At 64.7% G+C, this 24004-nt stretch carries 11 protein-coding genes; 2 read left to right on the top strand and 9 right to left on the bottom strand.

Translation table 11 applies throughout. The features are described from left to right. Positions 1 to 135: 135 nt before the first annotated feature. Both VGN46_RS16165 and VGN46_RS16160 read right to left on the bottom strand, forming a co-directional pair. Complete coding sequence (locus VGN46_RS16165; protein ID WP_331645047.1) at positions 136 to 834, bottom strand: pseudouridine synthase; 699 nt, start codon at positions 832 to 834, stop codon at positions 136 to 138. After that, positions 831 to 1946 (bottom strand): class I SAM-dependent methyltransferase, encoded by a 1116-nt coding sequence (locus VGN46_RS16160; protein ID WP_331645045.1) that lies wholly within the window; start codon positions 1944 to 1946, stop codon positions 831 to 833. The genes VGN46_RS16165 and VGN46_RS16160 overlap by 4 nt, the downstream gene beginning before the upstream one ends. A 120-nt stretch (positions 1947 to 2066) precedes the next feature. On the opposite strand from VGN46_RS16160, the gene VGN46_RS16155 reads away from it, so the two are divergent. Further along, the gene (locus VGN46_RS16155; protein WP_331645043.1) at positions 2067 to 2888 is read left to right on the top strand and encodes an alpha/beta hydrolase; all 822 of its coding nucleotides are present in this window, start codon (positions 2067 to 2069) and stop codon (positions 2886 to 2888) included. 162 nt (positions 2889 to 3050) lie between these two features. On the opposite strand, the gene VGN46_RS16150 is transcribed toward VGN46_RS16155, so the two are convergent. Further along, positions 3051 to 4604 carry a protein adenylyltransferase SelO gene (locus VGN46_RS16150; protein ID WP_331645042.1) on the bottom strand — a complete coding sequence of 518 codons (1554 nt, stop codon included), beginning with the start codon at positions 4602 to 4604 and terminating at the stop codon, positions 3051 to 3053. A gap of 161 nt (positions 4605 to 4765) precedes the next feature. On the opposite strand from VGN46_RS16150, the gene VGN46_RS16145 reads away from it, so the two are divergent. Beyond that, positions 4766 to 5431: a hypothetical protein gene (locus VGN46_RS16145; RefSeq protein WP_331645040.1), complete on the top strand. Its 666-nt coding sequence runs from the start codon at positions 4766 to 4768 to the stop codon at positions 5429 to 5431. On the opposite strand, the gene VGN46_RS16140 is transcribed toward VGN46_RS16145, so the two are convergent. The 6 genes from VGN46_RS16140 to VGN46_RS16115 form a co-directional block, all read right to left on the bottom strand. Beyond that, complete coding sequence (locus VGN46_RS16140; protein WP_331645049.1) at positions 5416 to 7092, bottom strand: putative bifunctional diguanylate cyclase/phosphodiesterase; 1677 nt, start codon at positions 7090 to 7092, stop codon at positions 5416 to 5418. The genes VGN46_RS16145 and VGN46_RS16140 overlap by 16 nt on opposite strands. 151 nt (positions 7093 to 7243) lie before the next feature. Next, on the bottom strand, positions 7244 to 8185 hold the full coding sequence (locus tag VGN46_RS16135) for a type II secretion system protein GspK (RefSeq protein WP_331645038.1): 942 nt from the start codon (positions 8183 to 8185) through the stop codon (positions 7244 to 7246). After that, complete coding sequence (locus VGN46_RS16130) at positions 8182 to 8829, bottom strand: type II secretion system protein GspJ (RefSeq protein WP_331645036.1); 648 nt, start codon at positions 8827 to 8829, stop codon at positions 8182 to 8184. The genes VGN46_RS16135 and VGN46_RS16130 overlap by 4 nt, the downstream gene beginning before the upstream one ends. Next, a complete protein-coding gene (locus VGN46_RS16125; protein WP_331645034.1) occupies positions 8826 to 9263 on the bottom strand; it encodes a prepilin-type N-terminal cleavage/methylation domain-containing protein in 438 nt (145 codons plus the stop codon). Before VGN46_RS16125 ends, VGN46_RS16130 begins: the two co-directional genes overlap by 4 nt. A gap of 291 nt (positions 9264 to 9554) precedes the next feature. Then, positions 9555 to 10892: a substrate-binding domain-containing protein gene (locus VGN46_RS16120; protein WP_331645032.1), complete on the bottom strand. Its 1338-nt coding sequence runs from the start codon at positions 10890 to 10892 to the stop codon at positions 9555 to 9557. 322 nt (positions 10893 to 11214) lie between these two features. Further along, positions 11215 to 24003 carry a filamentous haemagglutinin family protein gene (locus VGN46_RS16115; protein ID WP_331645030.1) on the bottom strand — a complete coding sequence of 4263 codons (12789 nt, stop codon included), beginning with the start codon at positions 24001 to 24003 and terminating at the stop codon, positions 11215 to 11217. Between the last annotated feature and the right edge of the window lies 1 nt (position 24004).

Raw genomic sequence — 24004 nt, 5'->3', positions numbered from 1 at the left:
ATCGATCGCGCATTCATGGGTACCGATTGCGTCGATCTTTGCGCCTTCGGCGAGTAGCACCGCACTGTGGGAGCGCGCTTGCGCGCGATGGGTGCTCGCGGCAAGACCCATCGCGCGCAAGCGCGCTCCTACATGTCAGCTGAAGATTTGTTGGGTGTCGGCTTCGGTGAGGAGGCGCCACCTGCCGGATTCGAGGCCGCCGAGGGTCAGGCCGCCCAGGGCAGTGCGCTCGAGGGTTTCCACGTGGTTGCCGACCGCGGCGAACATCCGGCGGACCTGGTGGTAGCGGCCTTCGGTGAGCGTCAGGCGCACGTGGCGGGGGCCAAGCACGTCAAGGACCGCCGGGTCGAGCGGATCGGTCTCACCTTCCAGCATCAGCGTGCCGGCGGCGAAGATCGCACCCTCGTTGCCCTTCAGGTCGTCAGCCAGGGTCGCTTCGTACACCTTACCCAGTGCGCTCTTCGGCGAAATGATCTTATGCAGCAATTGCCCATCGTCGGTGAACAGCAACAGGCCCGAGGTATCGCGATCGAGCCGGCCGACCGTGGAAAGCACCGGGTTGCGCACACCGAAGCGCGGCGGCAGCAGATCGTAGACGAGGCGGCCGACATCCTTGCGCGAGCAGGTGTAACCGGTGGGTTTGTTGAGCATCACCAGCATGCCCTGCGGCGGATCGAGCGGCTCGCCTTCGAAGCGGACATCGGCGTGCTCGACCTTGTCGTCGGCGTAAAGCACGTCACCGTTTACATCCGTGACAGCGCCTTCGCGGAACAGCTGCGCGACCTGCTTGCGGCTGCCGTAACCGAGGTTGGCGAGGAGTCGTACGAGTTTCATGAGCGGGGTTCCTTGGCTTCGATCACCTTGAAGCCATCGCGTTCGACCACGGTGCGCACCTGGCCAAAGCAGCTGGCCAGCGTGGCTTCGTACGCGAGGTGGCGGTTGGCGACCATCCAGAAGCGGCCGCCCGGCGCCAGCGCGCGGGCAGCGGTAACGATGAAGGCGCGGCCGAGGTCAGGCTGGTCGGCGCGGCCCTGGTGGAAAGGCGGGTTGGAGACGATGGTGTCGTAACGGCCGTCAATACCGTGGGTGACATCGCCCCATACGACGCGCGTGGCGATCTCGCGACCGCTGCGTACCACGGCGTCGGCGATGTTGCTGCGCGCTGGTTCGATCGCGCGGCCTTCGGCTTCGAACAGGTCGACCGACGTGATCTTCTTGCAGCGCTCGACGACTTCGCAGGCAAGGTAGCCGAAGCCGGCCCCGAGGTCGGCGACGCGGCCGCGCAGGTCATCCGGCAGGACGCTGGCGAGCAAGGCGGATGCGCTGTCGATGCGATCCCAGGCGAACAGGCCACGGCGGCTGATGAAGCGCCCCCCGGCGATCGGCTCGGGGGCATCGAGTGCCAGCCATTCGTCGCGCAACGCGACATCTGGCGTCGCGCCGGGCTGGGTCCAGAAGACGCGGCACTTGTGTTTGGAGAGTTGGCCGACACTGCCAGCCAGGCGTGCGAGGTCGGCTTCGGCAGTTTTCGCGCCTTCGCTGTTGGCGACGCTGGCGACGACGATGCCGGCCGGGGACACGAGGCTCAGGGCCTGGGCGAAGAGCAGGCGGGTTTCTTCGCGTTGGCGGGTGGGTAGCACGAGGATGATGTCGTAGCGTTCGGCGGGGGTGGTCGCGCGCAAGCGCGCTCCTGCAGGGGCATCGATTACCGACAGGGGATCGGGGATGACGGTGTAGTGGTGGCGGGCCAGGGCGTCGGCGGCGGGCGCGAAGGATTGCTGGAGCACCCAGCCAGCGCGGATGTGTTCGCGCAGGGCGACGCCTTCGCGGGCGCGGAGCATGAGCACGCCGCCTTGTGCCGGCAGCGTGAGCTCGCCGGTGGCGAAGGGAACGAACAGCGCTTCCAGCGCGGCATCGGAGGCGGTACCGGCAGACACGGCGGACATCTCGTGAGGTCTTGGACCTGCCATTCTATCGTTTGTACGCCACCCGCAGTTTTGTCCAATAACGCCCAGGGGCGTGCCGCCAGACTCTGCCTTCCCCAATTCCCCTGGAGAAGCACCCCCATGCCTTACATCAAGGTCAAAGACGGCACCGAAATCTTCTACAAGGACTTTGGCAACGGCCAGCCGGTCGTGTTTTCGCACGGATGGCCGCTCAGTGCCGATGCGTGGGATGCACAGATGATGTTCATGTCGAACAACGGCTTCCGCACGATCGCACACGATCGTCGCAGCCACGGCCGCTCGACGCAGACCTTCGACGGCAACGATATGGATACGTACGCCGATGACCTGCACGCGCTGATCGAGGCGCTGGACCTGAAGGACATCATCATGGTTGGCCACTCCACCGGCGGTGGCGAAGTGGCGCACTACATGGGCCGCCACGGCACGAAGCGCGTGGCGCGTGCGCTACTCGTCGGCGCCGTGCCGCCGCAGATGATCAAGACCGAGGCCAACCCGCAGGGCCTGCCGAAGGCCGTATTCGACGGGATCCGCGACGGCGTGTGGAACGACCGCTCGCAGTTCTACCGCGACCTCAGCCTGCCGTTCTACGGCTACAACCGCGAAGGCGCCAAGGTCTCCGAAGGCGCGCGTGAGTCGTTCTGGCTGCAGGGCATGATGGGTGGCCTGAAGGGCCAGTACGATTGCATCCGCGAGTTCTCGGAAGTCGATTACGGCCCCGACCTCGACAAGATCGACGTACCGGTGCTGCTGATCCACGGTACCGACGACCAGATCGTGCCGATCGACGCCGCCGCCCGCCTGGGCGTGAAGCGCCTGAAGAACGGCACGCTGAAGGAATACCCCGGCGCCCCGCATGGTTTGGTGACCACCGAGCAGGACACATTCAACGCCGATCTGCTGGCGTTTGCGCGGGGCTAAGGCCGGACGTTATCGCGGACCCATCGCGCGCAAGCGCGCTCCTACAGCGGTTGGGGGGGGGCTTGCACGCGATGAACGTTTCCGCAACACCCATCGCGCGCAAGCGCGCTCCTACAGGTTGTTGTAGGAGCGTGCTTGCACGCGATTCACGCCGCGAAAGGGCTAGCTGCTGCAGGAGAGCATCGAGCAACCGACGCGGTCGCGCGCCCACTCGGGGCGCCGGCCAGCCAGATGATCGCGCCCGGGTTGTTCTTCGTACGGATAACGCAGCGTCTCGAGCAATTCGAGCACGCCGCTGTTATCGCCCTGCTCCGCCTTGTCGATCGCTTGCTGGGCAAGGTAGTTGCGCAGCACATAGCGCGGGTTGCTCGCGTGCATCAAGGCCAGACGCTCGCCTTCGCTCGCTTCGTCGTCGCGCACGCGCTGCGCGTACTGCTTCAACCACGCATCGAGCGCCTCACCCACGCCCACGCGTTGTTCTTCCGAATAGAACGCCGCGCCCACGACACCGGCATGCGGCGCCTGCACGTCCAGCAACGCGAGATCACGATAGAAGATCGTCATATCCATGCCGCCCGCGGTGAGCACGCCGCGCAAGTCCGCGACGAGTTCGTCATCGCCTTCGCGCGCGCGCAACAGGCCGAGCTTCGCCGCGGAATACGCGGCATCGGTGGTCTCGAACACCTCGACGTAATGATCAAGGCCTGCCTGCAAGGCTTCCGCGCCATCAAACAGCGGCGACAACGCCTGTGCCAACGCCTGCAGGTTCCAGTAGCCGATCCGCGGCTGGTGGCCAAAGCGGTACCGGCGGTGCTGCCGGTCCGTGGTGTTGGGCGTCCAGTCGGGGTTGAAGTCATCCACCCAGCCATAGGGGCCGTAATCGATGGTGAGCCCAAGGATCGACAGGTTGTCGGTATTCATCACCCCGTGGACGAAACCCACGCGCATCCATTCGGCCATCAGTCGCGCGGTACGCGCGGCGACTTCACGGAAGAATGCCGCATAGCGTTCGTTTTCGGGCAGCGCTGCCACCGCCGGGAAATGAACCCGGATCGTGAAGTCGACCAGTTGGCGAAGCAACGCCGTATCGCCACGCGAGGCCGGCAACTCATAATTCCCAAAGCGCAGGAAACTCGGCGCGACACGGCAGACGATAGCGCCCGGCTCGGGCGCCGGGTTGCCGTCGTACATGACATCGCGCACCACGAGGTCGCCCGTAGCGACCACGGAAAGCGCCCGCGTCGTCGGCACCCCTAGATGATGCATGGCTTCGCTGCACAGGAACTCGCGGATCGACGAACGCAGCACGGCGCGCCCATCCGCCCCACGCGAGTAAGGCGTGCGCCCCGCCCCCTTCAGCTGGAGTTCCTGCCGGCCATCGTGGGCAGTCAGGACTTCACCCAGGCCGATGGCGCGACCATCGCCCAATTGCCCGGCCCAGTGGCCGAACTGGTGGCCGCCGTAGGCCATGGCGTAGCCGGTCATGCCCGGGATGCTGGCGTTCCCCGCGAAGATCTCCGCGAAATCCGGCCGTGCCGGATCGATACCGAGCATCGCCGCGACCTCGCCCGATACGGCCACGATGTGCGGCGCCGCCACGGGGGTAGGCTCGACCCAGGAGAAGGCGGCACCCGTCACCTGGCGCGGGGCCAGGCGGGTATCGGGGTCGGCGGGCAACTCGTGGGTAAAGGCGTTGTCGAAGCGGAGGTCTGTCATCGGGGTGGGGGCTTGGGCGTTGATACTTATATCCGGGCGGCACGGCGTCGCGACAACCCCTGTAGGAGCGTGCTTGCGCGCGATCGGGGCTTGCCGCGAGCACCCATCGCGCGCAAGCGCGCTCCTACAGGGGAACGAGGCCACCATGAAATTGCGAAAACGTGCACACTAGCGCCCCCGAACCTTTGACCCTGGCCCGCATGCGCCTGCCTACCGTCGCCGCTGCCCTGTTTGCCGCGCTGGCTGCCGTTCCGGCGGGCGCGGCCGTGCCGCCGCGTAGCGACAAGACGCTCGTGGAGCTGATCGACGGCACGATGGGCACCCTGCCCAATGCCGTGGACCAACTGGCCGCCAAGGTGCCCGGTGGATTGCATTCGACCCCGGATGCCCCGGCGCAGATCGTCCGCAGCGTACCGTTCGTTACCCGGGACGGCTTCCGCGTCTCGGCGCTGGAAGTGCGTGGCTTCAACGAGGGCGGCGACGTCTCCATGGCCCGCTTCACCTCGATCCAGCTCGAACAGCGCCCCTGCTTCACCCGCCAGGACATCGCCGAGCATTTCCATGTGGCCAGCTCGGAGGCGAACCTGCCCAGCGCACCGTCGATGCTGCCTAACCGCTACACCATGATGCAGATGCCCTGGGGCCGGCTCTCGTTCGGCACCTCGCAGGAAAGCGGTGGCTGCGTCATCGCCATCGTCGGCGATGCCACGGGCGGCGTGGCGGGTGCGCAGTTGCCCCTGCCCTTGCCGCAGCCCACCTCGATGCCCGGCATGCCCGACCTCCGCCGCACCTGGCCGATGCCGGCCAGCGCTTACCCGGCCGAGTGAACCAACAGCGGTGGAGGCAGGATGCCGGCCACCCGCTCGATCCGATCCTCCGGCACCGCCGCCGAGAACAGGTAACCCTGCAGTTCATCGCAGCCGGCGTCGCGGAGGAATTGCCGCTGGGCTTCGGTTTCCACGCCTTCGGCCACCACGCACAAGCCTAGCGCCGAACCCAGGTTGGCCACGGCGCGGACGATCGCCGCCGAATCTTCCGCCAGCGGGGCCATCTGCACGAAGGAGCGATCGATCTTGACCTTGTCGACATCCAGGTCCTTCAGCAGGGTGAGGCTGGAATAGCCCGTGCCGAAGTCATCCAGGGAGATGCGAACGCCAGCCCGGCGCAGCCGCTTCAACAGGCGGGTGGCCGCGCCATCGGCATGAACGATCGCCGTTTCGGTAATTTCCAGTTCGAGCCGCCGCGGCGGCAGGTGGGTTTCCGCGAGGATCGCGAACACCGTATCGGCGAAGCGATCGTCGCGCAGCTGCACCGCGCTGACGTTCACCGCGATGTACAGGTCATCCATGCCCTGCATCCGCGAGCACGCCGTGCGTAACACCCACTCGCCCAACCGCCCGATCAGGCCGGTTTCCTCCGCCACCGCCACGAACTGCACGGGTGGCACCACGCCCAGCTTCGGGTGGCGCCAGCGGGCCAGGGCTTCCAGGCCGACGACCTTGCCATCGGTGGCGCGCACCAACGGCTGGTAGTGGCAGCTCAGGCCCTCGCCGGTACGCATCGCTTCTTCGAGCGCCTGCTCTACCTCGCGACGATGCGCCAGTGAGGCATCCAGCGCATCGGTGTAAACGGTATACCGGTTGCGCGCCTTCTTCGCCTCATAAAGCGCGCTATCCGCTTTGCGCGCCATTTCGCCGGAGGACACCGCCTCCTTATCGATCCGTACCACGCCGATCGATGTACCGATAAACGCCTTGGCCGCCATCACGTCAAACGGCGTGGCCGCCAGGGTCAGCATCGCTTCGGCGACCCCATCCAGGTCCAGGTCACCGCCGTCTTCGACCAGCACGGCAAACTCGTCACCGCCAATCCGGGCGACCACATCATTCACACTCACCGCATGGCGCAGCCGCTGGCCGAACTGAACCAACAGTTCGTCGCCCACCAGGTGGCCGTACGTGTCGTTGATCTTCTTGAAGCCATCCAGGTCGAGGTAATACAGCACCGCCCCGCCGGTGCCTTCGCCCGCGCGGCCCACGGTCGCGTCGAGGCGGCTGAAAAGCGCCGTGCGGTTCGACAGGCCGGTGAGCGCGTCGTGGCAGGCCAGCCAGCGCACATGCGCCTCGGATTCGCGTAACTCGGTGATGTCAGTGACCGAGGCCAGCACATGCGGGTCGCCGTCGAGTTCGATGCAGGTCTTGCGGGTCAGCAAGGTGCGCGAACGACCGAGCAGGTCGTAGACGGCTTCCTCGCTCTCGATGATCTCGTGCCCGCGCAGCACCGCATCATCGCCCCGGCCAAAGCGTGCGGCCTGATCCGGCGGAAACAGGTCCGCATCTTTTTTGCCCACCACGTCACCCGGCTGGATGCCGAAGTACTCGCAGCCGATCCGGTTAACGAAGACCCAGCGGTGTGCGGCATCCCGCACAAACATCGCCGTGGGCATTAACTCCAGTACTTTTGACCATCCGGCAAGGTCCTGGATCACATCCACCCCCTACTGCTTTGCTCTCGGTCAATCTGCGACCCGCGTCGTGATGCGGGTGTGTGCAATGACGTTTATCTGCGCGTCGGGCAGCAAGCGATACGCAAAGTCGGCAAGAGCTGTCGCGCGCGAGCGCGCTCCTAAGCGTGGTGCACTAGCTCGGGGGGCCGTCGCGCCAGCGGATGATGGTATAGAGCGGCACGCGCGGATCGCGATCCGGGGTCGCGGTCTCAAAACGCACGGTCGCTTCCACCACGGCACGCGAGCCATGGCCATCGTCCGCCGTGACCCGGAAGGTCATGGCATCGCTGGGAAGCGAATCGCCAAAGGTCAGCCCGCCGGGCAGGCCGCGAAGGATCGTTCCGGGCGGTGCGCCATCACGCATGGCGATCACCTCGCGAGCCTTGGCGAGGTCCAGGCCGCGCAGCGTCGCCATGGCCAGCAAGGGGGCGAATTGCGGTTGCGGGGAGGACTGCCCCGACAGCACGGTGATCGCGGGCTCCAGGGCAGCGTAGAGCGCCGGGTCCATGCCAGGCAGCGATTGCAGTTCTTCGATGGCGATGAAGGGAACGTACTTTCGTGGACCGACCCCACTGGCCGCGCTGAGCGCCGAAGCCACGGCCGCGCCGTCGTCCCCGACCGGGCCTGCCACCGGGCCACGCCACGCCTCCACGCCGGCGGTTAGCGCCTCCGTCCGCGCTTCATCACAACCCGCGGCGCCAAACAACGCTTTCAGCGTACGCCTATCCGCGCGGTTGATATCGACCTTGCCACTCTCGTCCTGGATGCCGACGGCGACCTGCAGGCCATCGAACGCGAAGGCCAGTGCGCGCCCGTCGCCCGGCATACCCCGGGTCGCCGACGCACCGTCGCCCATCTGGTCCAGCAGGGCCTGGTGGCGGCGCGCTTCGATGGTAGCGATGGCCTGGCTGACGCCCGCCTCGGCGGCATACCGCGCGCGTTGCTGGCCCAGCGAGAACTGCGTCTGCAGCGCTTCGACGCGCGCGATGCTCGCAAATCCTCCGACCAGGATGGCCAGCAAGGTGCAAGCCCATAGCACCACCAGCAACGCGATACCTCGCTGCGCGGTTTTCATCGCGCCGGATCCGGCAGGCGGCGCGCGGCAGCGCGGACGTTCACGGCCTCAGCGTCCTGGCGCACGGCGACGACCAGCGGCGGCCATGCCGTCTCGCCCTCTTCCGGCACGAGACTGATCTCCACCGTACCCGGCAACACCATCGGCTCGGTCCAGCGATCCTGCCACGTGGCGGAACCACGGGCGGCGTAGCGAAGACGCAAGGCGTGCACGCGTGAAAGCAGCACGTCCTGCGCACCCTCCGTCACCTTCGACTGGCTGTTCGGCAACGGCTCGAAGCGTGCCTGGAGTTCCTGACCCTCGCCTTCCGCATCCGCAAGCACCACTTCGATCACCTGCGGACCGAGTTTTCCCAGGTAGCCCGGCAGGGTCGAGACGAAACGCATGTGCCGGGCATCCCCTTCAAACACGAGCGGTACGGACGGACCCACGAAGGTCCACGGCAAGGCGGTGGCCGACGCGAGCTGGCGACGGAGGAATTCCCGGGCGCCGCGCACTTCGTCCAGGCGCGCGATCGCCGCGGAGCCATGCCCTGTCGCCAGGGTGGTGGAGCGCACGCCCGAGTAAACACCGAGCAGGAGGATCGCGAGCAAGGCCAGCGCCGCGAGCACTTCCAGCAAACTGAAGCCCACCGCGCGCCTCATGATCCCGCCACCGTGTTCGCGGCCGGCGGCTTCGGTTCGTCCTGCAAGCGCAGCGTGGCGAAGTGGGCGCGGCGATCGGTGCGTCCGTCGCGCCACATCACCTCCAGGTCGATACGGTATACGTGCAGATCGGCGGTCTGGCCCGGCGCTGGCGGCTGTGCGGTGACCACCGTGCGCCAGCGGTAGCGTTTGTCGTACCAACCCTCACGTATGCCTTCCCGCAATGGCTCCAGCCTCCCAGCCGCATCCAGTGTCGTATCCGCGAGCATCGACACCCGGTTCAACGCCTTGGCGCGCCCGGTCAGTTCCGTCGCCGCCCCCGCCACATGCATGACCGCACCGAACGCCAGCGCCAGCAGAAGGATGGCGGCGATGGTTTCAAGCAGGCTGAAACCAGCCTGCTTGCCCGGGTGCGTGTGACTCACGTTAGCCATGGTCTGCGAGGCTTGCACCGCATTGTTTCAAGCGCGAGTCGTATCAGTTGATGCAGCTGTTGATGCGCGCCTGGATACCGGTCGTCGCGTTGGCGCTATCCAGAACGCTCGCCTCGCTCAACCAGGCATACCCTGTGGCGAGTCCACCGGATAAGCGTATTCCCCTTAGAAGCTTCGCAACGCATGGTATGTCTCCCTGGCGAGTGAGAAGTCCCCTGGTGTCACGCAACGATTGAAGGAGCGGCCCGGAGGCCGCCCCTTCACCCATCCGTCCTGGATGGAAAACGTGGATCAGTTGATGCAGCTGTTGATGCGAGCCTGGACACCGGTGGTGGCATTGGTGCTGTCGAGGACGGTGTTAGCGACGGTATCGGCGAGCCAGGCGTAGCCCGTGGCGATACGACCAATCTTCGTCACCGACCCACGGTTAGGCGCGTTCGAGTACGGCGAACCCAGCAGCGTGCGGATCGCAGCGGCGTCCGAGCCGTTGCCGGCCTGGTTGCCGAGCAGGTAGGTCACGGCCAGGATCGGGTAGCCCGTCGCCGGGTTGGCATAATCCGACGGATCAACCACGGCCACGCAGTCCGTCGCGTTGGCGGTCGGCAGGGCGACCAGGGTGGGACGGCCGTTGGTGTCGACCGTATCAGCGATGGCCTTGCTGAACTGGACCTGCACCTTCACGGCGTTGGTACCAAAGCCGAGCGACGGATTGATGGCCGAGCCGCCAGCGACGGTGTTTACCACCGAGGCGAACTTACCCGGGGTCGGGATCGAGTACGCCGCTTCGGCGTAGCCCAGCGTGCCATCATTGGCCTTGATGTAGTCGGACACGCCACCGTTACCGCTCTGGCTCACCGGCGCGTTGTACTTGCTGAAGTAGGTCGGATCCACGCCGTTCGAAAAGCTCACGCCGGTCGCAAAGGTCTGGTTGGTCTTGAACAGCGTGGCGGCCGTCTTGCCCGCGAGCACGTTGCTCGAGAGACCACAGACTGCGGAGAGGTGGTTCAGGAACGAGAACGACGTGCCGCTGCCATCGCCGCGATAGACAATGTGGATCGGGCCGGTGGCGGCGCCGGCGGTCAGTTCGTCCCACGTGGTGATCTGGCCAGAAAACACGGCGCAGATCTTGGCTTCGCTCAGCGAGAGGGAGCTGACGCCCGACTTGTTGAAGGCAATGGCAATCGCACCGGCGACGGCCGGGAACTGCTCCGGCAGGGAGGCATGACCGGTCTTGTAATTGGCCACTTCGGCCAGCGACATCGGGGCATCCGAACCGGCAAACGCGGCCTGGGTGATCGCGGCACCAGAGGTGGCACGGAAGCCGGCGACGTTCGGGGCGGTATCGAGGCACAGACCGTTGGCCGCTTCGACGGTCGGGGCGTTGCCAGCGAGGATGCGCTTGCCAGCGCCGCTGCCCGTCGGGCAATAGGTCACGGTGTTGCCGCTATTGGCGGCGTAGACGCCGAACAGGGTACCGGCCGTCGGAACCAGCGGGTTGCCGAGCGAGGCGGACGAGCTGGAGGCACCGACGTAACCGAACGCCGGCAGGGTGGCGCCGCCGCCCACAAAGTTAGAAGCGGCAGCAACAGAAGCGAGGCTGAAGAGCACAGCGCCCGCAACAATCTTCATGCGGGTGTTTCCCATCGAAAAATCGCAACGCATGGTGTATCCCCTTGCATAGAAGCCCCCCAAGTGGAGGCCTTGCAAGCATCCCCCTGCTGCGTTTCGCGAACATGCCAGTGCGGTGTCCATCAATATGATCACTTGATGACTTCGGCAAATGCGGAAACGGGCCTGCATCACACTTGTTTCCGAATCGACATCTCGACTGTCATGAACCAAAAAATGTAGGAGCGACCTTGGGCGCGATGGCTCTTCGCGATGAGCAACAGAGCCTGTTGCGTTCGGCGAAAAGCTGTCGCGACCAAGGTCGCTCCTACAGGTGTATCGGTTACATGCGGTGGAGGGCTTTGCGTTCGGCGTCGGTTAGCTGTGCGTTGGCGTCGTTCCTGCTGAGCACCTGTACGGGCGAAGCGTTGTCGTAGCCTGCCTTCGGCATGATGCTTGATGTGTTGTCGCCATCGCGCAGCACGCGTACCGAGATCTCGGACGGCATCTTGTCGCGCGCATCGCTTTGCTGCTTGCGCGCCACATCTTCAGCCGCCTGCGATGCGGCGGTGGCGGCGGCACTGGCAGCGTTGAGGGCGCCCACATTCACCGCTGCGGTCACCGGGATACCGATAGCATCACCCTTCACCTGGATGTTATCCGCGTTGGCCACGCGCGCGGCGGCGATCACCAGGTTGCCCGAGACACGGATGCCTGCATCGCCCGCGTCGACCGTACCGCGCGGTGCGATCAGGAACGCGTTACCTGGCTCCGCACCCTCGACCGTCTGCAACGTCGCAATACCGGCGCCGCTGACCTGCCCGCGTGCATCCAGGCGACACCATGCGTCGATATCGCAGAGATATCTGGGCGGCGGCACTTCACTGTTCGTCTTCGCGCCCTGCCCGGCATTGATATCGCCATTCGAGCTCCAGATGGTGACGTCGCCGCCCTGTTCGGTGAACACACGGCTCTGCGCAAGCAAGAGGCTGCGATCAGTGAATACGTTGATGTTCCCCTTCTCGAGCGTAAGCAGACCCATGGAGTTCGGGCCAGCGAGCACCGTGCCCGCTCCGTTGACGTACTGGGCGGGAGCCCCCGTACTGCCGATGAGAGCCTGACCACCCGGGCCAAGCAACGTAACGTCGCCGCCCTGTTGCGTCTGGATGGTGGAGCTGCGGATATCGAGATTGCCTGTGTAGACCGTTGCGGCGGCTCCGTTGAGGCCACCCTGCCCAGCACCGTTCGCCGTATACCCCAGCGAACTCGGGAACAGCGCACTCAAGGCGTCGTAACCACGGGCGTACTGGCCAGCGTAAGGGCTGGACGCATCGTTGTAGTCGGCGCCCACCTGGGCGAGCAGCTTGAACAGTTCAGTCTGCGCGAAGATGCGTTGCGCGATCTCCGGTTGCTGGGCAAACAAGGCGCGCGCTTCGTCGTCAGACAGCGGCGCCACCTCATCGTCGGTTTCATGGCCTGTCGCGGTGCCCTGACCGGCGATGCGCTTCTGCATGAACGACACGAGGTCGGGAACGAGGCTCGGCAAGCCGTCGCCACCATCCATGTAGCGCGCCAGGAATCCTGCGATATCAGTACCCGGAGCCACGCCGAAGTTCACCAGGATATTTGCGCTCTCGTGCGGTAAGTACGGGTTGTACGAGTTACCGATGGCCTGTATACCCGTCGGGTAAGCGCTGCCTGACGCCAGCTGGGAAACGTCTGCCTGGCTCACGAACGGACCGATATCCCGGCCGGCATCCACGACGAAGGTGCCAGGGCCGCCCAGGACAAGCGAGGGCGCGATGATGGTCGACCACGGCGTGGGAAGAACGAGGATGCCCGAAGGGTAAGGCGTATCGTAAATATCCCGGCCGGCCGACACTCGCGTGATGTCATTGCGCCGAGTGTGCTGCCCAACAAGCGAAAGGTTCACGATATCGCGTCCCGCGCGGATATTCGCCTGTTTGTCCGTGAACAGAGTCAACAAATTAAACGAGAAGCCCGTGGCCGAGACCTGGCCATTGGTAATGTCACCGTTGAGCGCATAGATCCGCACCGGCGTCGTGTCATCCGCATGCAGCAGGTCCGGGTCATGGAATACAGCATTGTCCTGCGCTCGCAAGGTAGAAAAGCCGATCAGATTCGTGAAGCTACTTTGTAACGGGTCCAGTGGCGACGGCATGTCTTCAGGCGCCGAATCGATCAGGCCAAGATGATTAGCAGTACTGTCGTAGGCAAGATTCGTCAAGTCAACGTTGCCGGCGGCAAGCACGCTAAGATTCCCGTAGGCAGACGGGAACAACTCCCCACCTGAGCGGATATCCACATCACCACCCGGCGCAACCAGGTTCACGGTCGCGGGAAGTATCGGCACAGCTCGTCCGCCTGTGCCAAGTGCCTGGGAAGCCGCAAACAGGTCAGACGGCGATAGCAGGCTCCCGAAGATCACATTGCCCGACGTGGAGGAGCCCGTGAACGACGATGTCGTTGAATAGCCCTGGCTATCCGGATGCTGGGCGGGGTACAAGGCAAGCATGGTCGGAGCTATGACGTAGTACGACGGATCAAAAACGCCGCCAATGTCGAGGCCCCGGTTCGCATCCACCTTCAGTTGCGCATCCTGCAGGCCAAACAGGGTAGATGCCGCCATGGTCGTGTCGACCCCGCCCGCGGAATACCCCGTGTCGATGTTAGCCAGCGATGGCGAGACCCCGATGACGCCATCCGCGTGGATATCGCCGGTGCCCTTCGCCACGAAATAAGTGCCGCTACGAATATCGCCACCCGCGTGCACCGAAAGATCACCACCGCCCACGGTGGTCACGGACTTTCCATCGGCGTTCACGTACCACGTGGTCGGCAGTGAAACCGAAAGCTCGCTGATATCGCCGCCCGAGGCCACATCGACGTTACCGCCGATGCTCATCACACCCTGGTGGAAATTCGAGAAATCGATCGACGAACGGGAGCCGTCCGCCGCGTTGCCGACCTGCATCCACTGCCACCAGTATTGCGATACCGAGCTACCCGGGAGCTTGGTCTGCAGGCCCGCAGTGTCGATCACCTGCTGGATGCCATCGATGTCACCGCCCGCGTGCAGGCTGATATCGCCCGCGTGATCAGGATTCACCAAACCGTTCACCAGCATGTCGGGCTGATTCTGCCCCACCCCCTGGATCAGCTCGCTGGGGCGAACGACGTCAACCCCGACACCTGCCGTCGTGCCCTCTGCAGGTGCACCTGCCGTGTAGATAGTGGCCGGTGCCGCCGCATCCAGCCAGCGAATATCACCCGCCGACGCGATATCGATATCGCCCGTGCCTGTGCGAATGGTGGTCGGCATGAGCAACGTCTTGCCGGCCAGGGAACTGGACGGCGTCACGACCGCGGGGTCGGTCACCGTGTCCTTAACAGCGAAGTGCCCATCGAGCGTCACGTCGCCCGCTGACGCCAGCGTAGCCAGCGGATCGGCGCCGCTCGCGTCGGCACCGGCAACGATGCGGTACGAGGTACTTGATCCGCCGAGCAACGTGGCCGAGGCCAGCGAGGCCGCGTTGCCATACGACGGCATGTTGGATGGCGAATTGTTTGCAGCTGGCTTTCCGAACGGGACCGCCGGCACCGACGACGGATCCGCGTCGTTACGCGGCGCGAACGGCGCATAGAACAGTGCAGGTGCCGCGCCCGTCCCCGTGGCACTCATGACCGTCGCGAAGTAGTTGAAGTGCGTGTTGATGTAGGTTTCGTAATCCGCCGTATACGCGGTGTAGTCAGCCTCAACGGGCAACAGGACGGGCGAAGGCGTGTCGGTACGACCCGTGCCGGCGAAGTACTGATTGAGCCAGTTGGTATAGGCGTCGGCGTAATCGGAATAGCGGCCGAAGCTGCCGGGCTGCGGCGCTACCAACGTCGTTGGATCAACCACCATGAAACCTGGCGCATAGACCACCCCGGGACCGCTGTTCTGTGTAACGAAGTAGAACGCCCAGTTACCGGTGTTATCGTCGCCCACCTCGTTGATATATTTGTTGTAGTTGACGTAGTAGTCGTCGGTCTGGTGAGCAACCGGTGCCACGATCGGCTGGTAGAACGGATCCTTCGTTATATCGTCGACGCGGCCACCCGGCACCAGGCCATCGGCAGGACTGCCATCGCCGATGTTGATCGTTCCATTCCAGGCATTGTTCGCATCGAGGTACGCCTGGTAGGTCTGATAGCTCGCCAGTGCCGCAGCATATCGTGGGTCGGTGATCTTGGGTGACTGCCGGGGCGCGAACGGCGCATAGAACAGCGCAGGTGCCGCGCCCGTCCCCGTGGCACTCATGACCGTCGCGAAGTAGTTGAAGTGCGTGTTGATGTAGGTTTCGTAATCCGCCGTATACGCGGTGTAGTCAGCCTCAACGGGCAACAGGACGGGTGAAGGCGTGTCGGTACGACCCGTCCCGGCGAAGTACTGATTGAGCCAGTTGGTATAGGCGTCGGCGTAATCGGAATAGCGGCTGAAGCCGCCGGGCTGCGGCGCTACCAACGTCGTTGGATCAACCACCATGAAACCTGGCGCGTAAACTACCCCGGGACCGCTGTTCTGTGTAACGAAGTAGAACGCCCAGTTACCGGTGTTATCGTCGCCCACCTCGTTGATGTATTTGTTGTAGTTGAGGTAGTAGTCGTCTACCTGATTCTTCGCGGGGGCCGCGATCGGCTGGTAGAACGGATCCTTCGTAATATCGTCGACGCGGCCACCCGGCACCAGGCCATCGGCAGGGCTGCCATCGCCGATGTTGATCGTTCCGTTCCAGGCGTTGTTTGCGTCAAGGTAGGCCTGGTACGTCTGGTAGCTCGCCAATGCAGCGTCATAGCGCGGATCATCGTCACCCCCACCATCCGTCGGCGGATCGTTCAGTGCGGCACCATCGTTCTGCTGGTAGAAGCCATCGGTGATGCTGGCCTTGATATCCACGTTGCCGCTGGCGCGGATGGTAAGGATGGGCGCCTCGCCGTTATAGCGATAAGCGAGCTGGGGCGTACCGCTTGCGTCGGTCACACCCGCGCCAAGGTTCCAGTTGGTCACGACCTGGATGTCGCCACCGTTCGTATTCGCCGCTGGGTTGCGCAACTCGATGCCCGGACGAACATTGAGGTTGGTGATACCGGCGAAACGATCGCCGAAGGCGAAGCCCGGCTGCTGGACGAAGCCCATCAAGGTGCCCGGGCCGCTTGCCGCATCATCGCCCTTGTAGCCGAAGAAACCCGTGTGGTCCGCATTCGCCGCATCGGGGGTGAAGTAGTACCGGCTGAGGTAATCGGCCTGCTGGGTGAGGTCAGCCGGCGGCGCCAGGGCATTACCCTTCTCGTCAGTCCAGGTGCCCGACACCATCGTGGTGCCATCGGCCTTGAACCAGCCCGCCGGGTCGATCACGCCATCGAAATGCTGTGCTCCGGCCGAGCTGTCCGTGGTGCTCCAGACGGCATACGGTTCGATCGTGACATCGCGGGCACCCCTGATCGAGCCTGGGTTGTCGATCGTGATGGGCACGTCGCCATCCGCGAGCAACGGCGCGCGCACGCTCACCCTACCGCCGGCAAACGCGGTGTCCGCGCCGCCCGCGACGTTGATCACCGCGCCCGCGCCGATGTGGACATAACCGGCATCGGCGCGCTGGACCGCTTCGTAACCATAGGTGGGGTCGACCGTGCCATCGGACGTGCCCGTCGTGCCAAGTACCACGTCGCCGCCGCGCTGCTCTGGCGTTGTCACGTGGGCATCGAGCGTGCCGTTGATATCTACGCCCTTGCGACCCCACACTTCGATGCGGCTGCCCGCCGGCGAGCTGGCGTCGACGTTACCGTCGATGCGCGCCGTTCCGCCGTTGGCGTAGAGATACACCTTCTGCGCGGTCAAGGTCTGGCCAGCGGATAGCGCCAGATCGCCCTGCCCGCTTGAGATATCGACCAGGCCGGTCGAACCGCTGGCCGTGATCAGGCCGGCGACGGCGTTCAGATCCAGCGCCGTCCCTGTGCCGATCGTGAAATAACCGCCGCGATAGCCTTGTGCCGCGTGGCCATCGAAGCTGCGGCCGAGCAGCAGGTTGCCACCCGCTTCGGCGTCGAAGGAGCCCGCGTCGCCCGCGGTGGAAGCGCCCGCATAACGGATGGCGGAGCCGCCATCGATCGCGATGTCCCCCGTTGCGCTCAGCGTGATCCGACCGCCGGGCGAATAGGCGGCGGTATCGAAGAACTGCTTGACCACGCCGGAGACATCGAGGCTCGCACCTGCGCCGACATGCACGCCGCCCTGGGTGGCATCGAGGGTCAAACCGCCCGCTACAGCTTTCAGGTTCATCCCATCGTCGATGCTGGCGGCCTGCAACGTGATCGCACCGCCGAGGCCATCGCGATCAGCGGCCGTTCCCGCGGCGCCCTGCAGGCGCATGGCGCCCGTCGTCTTCAGGGTGGTCGACGCCCCGCCATCCGCCACGAAGACCGGCGCCGTCAGGTTCACGTTGGCCGCGCCAAAGTCGACACCACCTTGCGCTGCCGCGACAAAACCTGCCGCCGCCGTACCATCAAAGGTGCCGAAGCCACGCAACGTCGCGGTACCCTGGCCAAAATCGATCTCACTGGCATCGACGCGCAACGTGCCGTTGCCGGCCAGCGCGTCACCCGCGGCCGCGCCGAGAAGGTTGGCGAAGGTCACGGTATCCGCATGGATGCTTACGTCGCTGCCGTCGCTGTTCAATGCACCCGCGCTCAGTACCAGCGCGTGGTCGACGACCACATCCTGGGCCCCGAGAAAATCGATATCGCCGCGGCTGCGCAGGGTCACGGTATCGGAACCGCGCCACTGGGCCAGGGTTGCACTGCCAATGACCAGGCCGTCATCCGGTGCCGTGGCACCGGCGCCGACAAAGGCGATGCGATTGGCCGTGGCGTCGATGTCCTTGCCCGAAAGCAACGCCTTGTCATCAACGCTCACACGCCCCGTGGCATCAAGCGTCAACGCGCTGCCACCGGCAACCGTTGCACCCGCGCCGATGGTCAGCATACCCCCTGTCGAATCATCCGACAGCCCCAGGCGCGTGATGGGTGCCGCGCCATTCTGCGAGACGCGTAACAGTGCACCGCTGCCGTCGATAGCCGAGAGGGGTTTGCCGCTCGCATCCGTGCCGGCGTTGCGGCCAAAGACCAGCGGCTGGCCGGCCACGGCGTTACCGTCACCGCGGGCAGTCAGGACGCTGCCATCCTCGAGGGTGATGCCATCACCCTCCGCGCCCGCGACCAGCAGGATCTCCTGCCCGGCGAGAGGATGCGCCGCGTCGTTGGAGAGCAACAGGCTTTGCGCCGAAACGTCAACGTGGTCGCCATCGGTATCACTGCGGCGCGTACCACCGAGCAGGAGGCTGCCCGCACCGAGCGCGGTGAGCCCATCCGCCGAGATGCCGAGGTAGCCATCGCGTGCGGTGTCACCGGCACCGAGCACCTGGATGGCCTCGCCGGCAATATCGACCTGCGAAGTGCGGCCGCCCTTTCCGGGTGCGGCATCCAGCGTGGCACCGAGGGTCAACGACTGGCCCGCGCCGATCTGCAGGCGGCCCGCGTCTACCGCTAACGGCGGTGCCACCTGCCCCGCCTTGCTCGCCGCGGCGCTGAAGAACGTATCGGCATCCGTCACGCGATATTGCGAATACTGCTGCCACGCCGCTGCCGATTGCACGACAAAGGTGGTGGTTCGGGCATCGTGCGCGCCGGTCAAGGCATCGCCGTAGTAGCCACCCACCGCGTAACCGCCATCCGCGAACGCGGCCGCGCGGCCGACAATGGCATCGCGCGAGCTGGTGTCTTGATAAATCCGCATGGCACCGGGCAGCGTCGCGTACTGCGACGGCAGCAAGGTGTAATAGCCCGCGGCCAGACCCGGAACACCGCTCAGATAGACCTGGCGGCCGACGCCCGGCTGGGCAACGCCGTTCGCATCCATGGCCATATCCGTGGCAGCCAGGTTACCCTGGTGGCCGGGCAGGATCGCGTAGACGGTCGCGCCGTTCGGCGCCGTGGAGAGCAGGTCGCGCGTACCGCCGGTACCGGGGACGAACTCAGAGGCCTGCAACGCGCCACCGCCGCTCAGGTCGATCGTCGCACCGTCATCCAGCGATACGCTCCCGCCCTGCACTTCAATCTGCTTTGCCGGCGGCGCGGAAACCACCGGCGCCGAAATGGCCGTCTTCAACGCATAACGCCAGTCCACGCCATCGATCGTGTTGCCAAACGGCACGGTCAGGTCGTTGAGCGACACGGAGGTCACGCTACCCGGCGCCAGATGCACGCTCTTCGTCGTCGCCAGCGCCGGCAGGCCGGAAGCCAGGCCGAAGTCGGACGCATCGCCGGAAGGATCCGTGGTACCGAGCACCAGCGTGCCCGAGGGCGCGCGGATTGTTCCCTGCTGCTCGATATGATCCGCGCTCACCAGCAGCGCGCCACCGGCCGACAGCGGCGCCGACGCCGCGGTGCCCGACGGCAGGAAGGTCACCGTCGTTTCCCGCGCCTGGCCATCGGCATCCGGCAGGCCCGACGCATTCGCGTTGATCGCGAAGCGGTAGTCGCTCGTGGGATAGACCTGGGCCGCCGTGAACCGCAGGTCGCCCGTCGAGAACAACATGCCGGGAAGGACCTTGGTGCCATCGGTGGCGAGAAACGACGGCAGCGTGAAGCGAAGATCATCGCTCGCGTTGAAGCTCGCCTGCTTCCAACCCTGCAGGTTCACCATGCCGCCCATGTCGATAGTGGATGCGGCGATATCCAGGATGCCGTCGCCGGCGACCGCGTGCGGCGAGGCGGATGCCCCCGTGATATGTACATAGGGCGCCGTGATACTTACGTGGCCTGCGTCCCCAACGTAGCCGGCGGGGATATCCATCCGGGTCGCATCCGGGCCGAGCGCGGCGATGCCATCTGCGTTGATGATGACCTGGCGTCCAAGGCTCAGGTTCACATCGCCGGCAAAGGCCACGGGCAAGATCGGCTGGCTGCCGATGCCAGACCCAGCCGTTGATCCAAGCTGGAGCGTGCTGATGCCCGAACCGTTGAGGACATCGGCATCGAACTCGAGCGTGCCATCCGCATCGCCATCGCCACCATCGATGTCAGCGAATAAAGGCCTTTCACTGCTTGACTGACGAACGAGAATGCCCCTGGGGTGGATCGTCGACAACGTCGACTCATCGCGAAGCCCCACTACCTGCAGCGAACCGCCCTCGGCGTCGCCTGCGCCACCATGGGCATTCAACGTGGCACCCAGATAGAGGCCCGCGGAGGCTCCGAGGAAAATACTTCCGGCATCGCTCCACACAGCGGTGGGCGCAATATCGTTCGTCACGCCAATGAGACGGCGCGACGCGACCGGCACGTCGAAGGTATCGGCGGCGCCGGATACATCGATACGCGCACCCTCGTCAGCGACAATAAACGTCTGGTTTTCGCCAGATAGACTCACCGAGCCGCCGGCGAGCACGTCTCCCGTGCGTGGCACGACGCGTCCCTCGGCACTGTTGACTGGAGCGGCCTGGAAATCCACCAGCGCGATACCGCTGGCATCTAGCAATGCGCCTTCGCCCACGCGCACGCGTGAGGTGTTCGGCACGTTAGTGAGCGGCACTTCGGATGTCAGATGGATCGATCCGCCGTGTGCGGTAAGGCTGCCATCCACCAGCACATCATGGTAGGCGGAAAGTCCAATGACGCCACCTGCATCAACGTCGATGGACGCTCCGTTGCCGACAAGGAGCGTTCCGGTCACGTTGGCGATGTGAGGCGCCGGCGTACCCTGAGCACCCGAATACCAGTTGAGATACTCACCTGCCACCAGGCTGATGCCCGGCGCGGTGTCGTCGGTGGTGCCCCGCATGGCCCAACGCTGCCAGGCATCGAGATGGCCACCGCTTGAAACGGCGGTGGTCTTCGACAGGTCGGCTCCGGTCGGGAGGAAGCGCAGCGCATCGAGATCACCGACGAGGTTCGTCTGTGTCACGGCAACATGGGTGTCGTCCGACACCGTCAAGTCGGTCATGCTGTCGAGGTTATAGCGGCTGAACCCCTGCCCGCTGAAATAGTCCGCTGGCAGCCAAAGACCGTTCGGGGAGGCGAGCTTTGCCGGGTCCCCGCCGATCTGGATGTCCGCTGCCCGCAACGTGAGGCTACCGCCCCCGGCAAACCCCTCACCGAAGATCGAACCGTTCGCCATGATACTGGCGTGATCGACCACTGATGGCGCTTTCGTCCAGGTGACCGCCTTCGGAACATAAACCTGCAGGGATACATCTCCGCCTCGTCCGGCAGGCACGCCGTGGTCCAGGCTCACACGCCCGGAGGTATCCACATAACCGCCACCACCTACGTCGATCGTGCTGCCTGCTTCTAGATCGATCGATCCAGTAGCATCCTTTCCATCGGCGAACGTGAGCATTTGCGTCGAGAGCGAAACAGACCCGCCGTTGATCCATCGGTCTCCCTGAGCGGACTCGTCGGTTGCGCCGGTGTCATTCACCCAGTTACCGCGCGCACTTAGGAGTGCACCATCATGCAGCGTGATATTCGTATCAACGCCGCTGCCGATGTTCTCACCGCTTGTCGCGGTTGCGATCGAGATGGACCCGGCAGGCGCTTCGACGGTTCCGTAGATGTTTGCACCGACGGCCTTGATCGAAATGCTTCCACCCGGGGTCACCGAAAGATGCGTACCTGACGCTTCTTCGAACGGCATATCAGGAATGGAAAAAGTGAGCGTGTGAAAGCCGGCCTTTCCGAGGGTATCGGCACTCACGACCATCCATGGTGGGTCGATACCGGCAGCCACGTCGACATCGCTCCATTGCGTGTCACGATCAAAGCCAGGCACGAGCGATTCAACAGGTTGCGACGTCTGCTGCACGCGGACACCCCGCCCTGGCACACCCGGAACCGAGGTCACCTGGTCCAGATAGAACGTGCCACCGTCCGGCTGGGTACCATCGCCCGTCTGCCGCGTCCCCGCCGTGGCTTGCGCACTGATATCACCATCTAATGCCAGGCCGACGGTCGCATGCACCGTCATCGTGCCTGCGTCCGCGCCCTTGATGAAGCCTTCCTGATAGCGGTTCGCACCGCCCAGCAGCGGGGAGTTATACGTCTGGCTCACGCCCCAGCGGGCATGCGTGCTGGTGTACTGCCCGGCAAAGCCGACATAGGCCACATCGGGATCCGCCGACGTGATGTTATGTATCAAGCCATCTGCGCCCAGCAGGTTCGGTGTGTTGATCCACCCCGACTGGTAGGCCAGATAGCCTCCGTCCAGGGCGATGCGCGATCCGCTCCGCGCGATCACATCAAAACCATCGAGGGTAACCGAACCGCCGCCCGTCAACATCTGGCTGATATCGCGCGGCATGTTCTCCACATAGCCCTTCGCGTTCAGGATGGGGCTGCCGATCCAGTCCAGTCCGTCGGCGCGAGTACCTGACGCTGTGCTATCCAGCAGCACGTTCTTCTGGGTATAGAGAAAGCTGTTACGTAGGAGAGGTGAGTCGGCGAGCTCATTCTGGCCGATACGGGGTATGCTGACGAGCAGCGCCGACATCGGAAGTTCAACATCGGCGAGACCCGATACATCAATGATCGCACCGCTGTCGATGTATATCCGCCCAACAACGCCACGCTGGACATTGGATGCGGCGGTAAGCGACACCTTGCCGCCCGGCGCTTCGATCAACGCTCCCCCATTCAGCGTGACGTTCAGCCCGGTCACATTGATGCTTCCGGGTACGAACACCTTGTCGGCATCCGTGCTTGACGTGGTGGTAGCTCCATCCTTCTCAGGCAGCACGGCGGTCACCGAGCCAGCGCCGAACTCGACGGGGTAGTAAGCGTTGTCTACTCGCTCGCCGATGGTGATGCTGCCTGGACGGGTGATGCTCGTGGAGGTGACGACCACGCCATCCTGGTGAATGGACGGGCCGAACAGGGTGATGGCGCCGCGGCGAGCCTGGATCAGCCCGGTGTTGTCGATACCATCGGAAACGGACGGCTCATCACTATTGAAGGGTGCGAGATTCACTGAGCCATCGGTGCTTTGCGCGATCAACGTTGGACTGGAAGCCAGTAGCACCCGACCATCATCCGCGACGATCGCACCATGGTTCGCGACGTGCGGCGCAGCAAGGATGACAAAGCCGTTCGCACTGCCATTGAGGGATGCACCTTTCTCCACCACAACGTCACCGCCGGGCGTGCCCGAGGCATTCGGGATAAGCACCGGCTGGTTAAAAAGCGCCGGATCCGAGATACCCGAGTTCAGGAAGACGCTGTTGCTCGTCTTCAGGTCGTTCGAGAACAGATCCATGGAGCTCGCGAGCAGCGAGCGCGTATTCACCTGTGCGCCCTGGCCAAAGATCACGCCGTTCCGGTTCAGCACGTAGACCGTGCCCTCGGCCTTCATCGCGCCGAGGATCTGGCTCGGTTTCGCCGAGGGATCGTTGACCCGGTTCAGCGCGATCCAGTCGTTGCCGCCGCCAGAGAGGTTGCCCGCGGTCTGGTTGAAGTAGAGCGTCGTATCGCGGCCGACGTTAAAGCTATCCCAGGTAAGGATGGCCTTCTTCGCCGTCTGCCGCACCTCCACCGTATGCTTGCCATCGGCGGCTACGGTGTCCTTCGGCTTCAACGCGTTCTGCCAAAGCGTCGGATCGGTGGCGATGCCTGAAGCCGGCTTGAGCGCCCCGTCGCCCAGGCCGTTGGGCACCGTCGATACCAGTTGGGCCGCCGCGGCCTGCGCATCCTTCTGCTGCTGCATCTGCGCCGCCAGCGCGGCTGCCGCATTGTTGAGGTTGGTGATCGATTGCTGCACGCGCTGCTGCTGTAGCGCATTGCCCGGCGTGTAGCTCACCGTGTTGCCACCGCCACCGGCGGGTTGCGAGGGTGCCGTGGTGCCTTGCTGCTGCTTGGCCGCGAACCATGCCGGGCTGAATGCCGGGGGCGTAGCGGCGTGGGCCGCACCGCCACCGAAGAGCGCGACGGCGATGAGCTGGCACATCGCACGGCGGCGCAAGGTCGGCCGCGGCGTCGGTGCCGGGCGGCGGGAGTTGGCAGGCTGGTGGCGAACGATCATG

This window comes from Luteibacter sp., assembly GCF_036500425.1.
In the GTDB taxonomy this organism is placed as follows: Bacteria; Pseudomonadota; Gammaproteobacteria; order Xanthomonadales; family Rhodanobacteraceae; genus Luteibacter.
The sequence above is the reverse complement of the archived record's forward strand: the minus strand, read 5'-3'. Positions and strand labels throughout refer to the sequence as shown.

Bases quoted from the DNA above. Each gene is read 5' to 3' on its own strand.
- VGN46_RS16160 (WP_331645045.1), bottom strand. From the start codon at position 1,946: ATGTCCGCCGTGTCTGCCGGTACCGCCTCCGATGCCGCGCTGGAAGCG.
- VGN46_RS16125 (WP_331645034.1), bottom strand. From the start codon at position 9,263: ATGGCTAACGTGAGTCACACGCACCCGGGCAAGCAGGCTGGTTTCAGC.
- VGN46_RS16135 (WP_331645038.1), bottom strand. From the start codon at position 8,185: ATGAAAACCGCGCAGCGAGGTATCGCGTTGCTGGTGGTGCTATGGGCT.
- VGN46_RS16130 (WP_331645036.1), bottom strand. From the start codon at position 8,829: ATGAGGCGCGCGGTGGGCTTCAGTTTGCTGGAAGTGCTCGCGGCGCTG.
- VGN46_RS16155 (WP_331645043.1), top strand. From the start codon at position 2,067: ATGCCTTACATCAAGGTCAAAGACGGCACCGAAATCTTCTACAAGGAC.
- VGN46_RS16115 (WP_331645030.1), bottom strand. From the start codon at position 24,003: ATGATCGTTCGCCACCAGCCTGCCAACTCCCGCCGCCCGGCACCGACG.
- VGN46_RS16165 (WP_331645047.1), bottom strand. From the start codon at position 834: ATGAAACTCGTACGACTCCTCGCCAACCTCGGTTACGGCAGCCGCAAG.
- VGN46_RS16150 (WP_331645042.1), bottom strand. From the start codon at position 4,604: ATGACAGACCTCCGCTTCGACAACGCCTTTACCCACGAGTTGCCCGCC.
- VGN46_RS16120 (WP_331645032.1), bottom strand. From the start codon at position 10,892: ATGAAGATTGTTGCGGGCGCTGTGCTCTTCAGCCTCGCTTCTGTTGCT.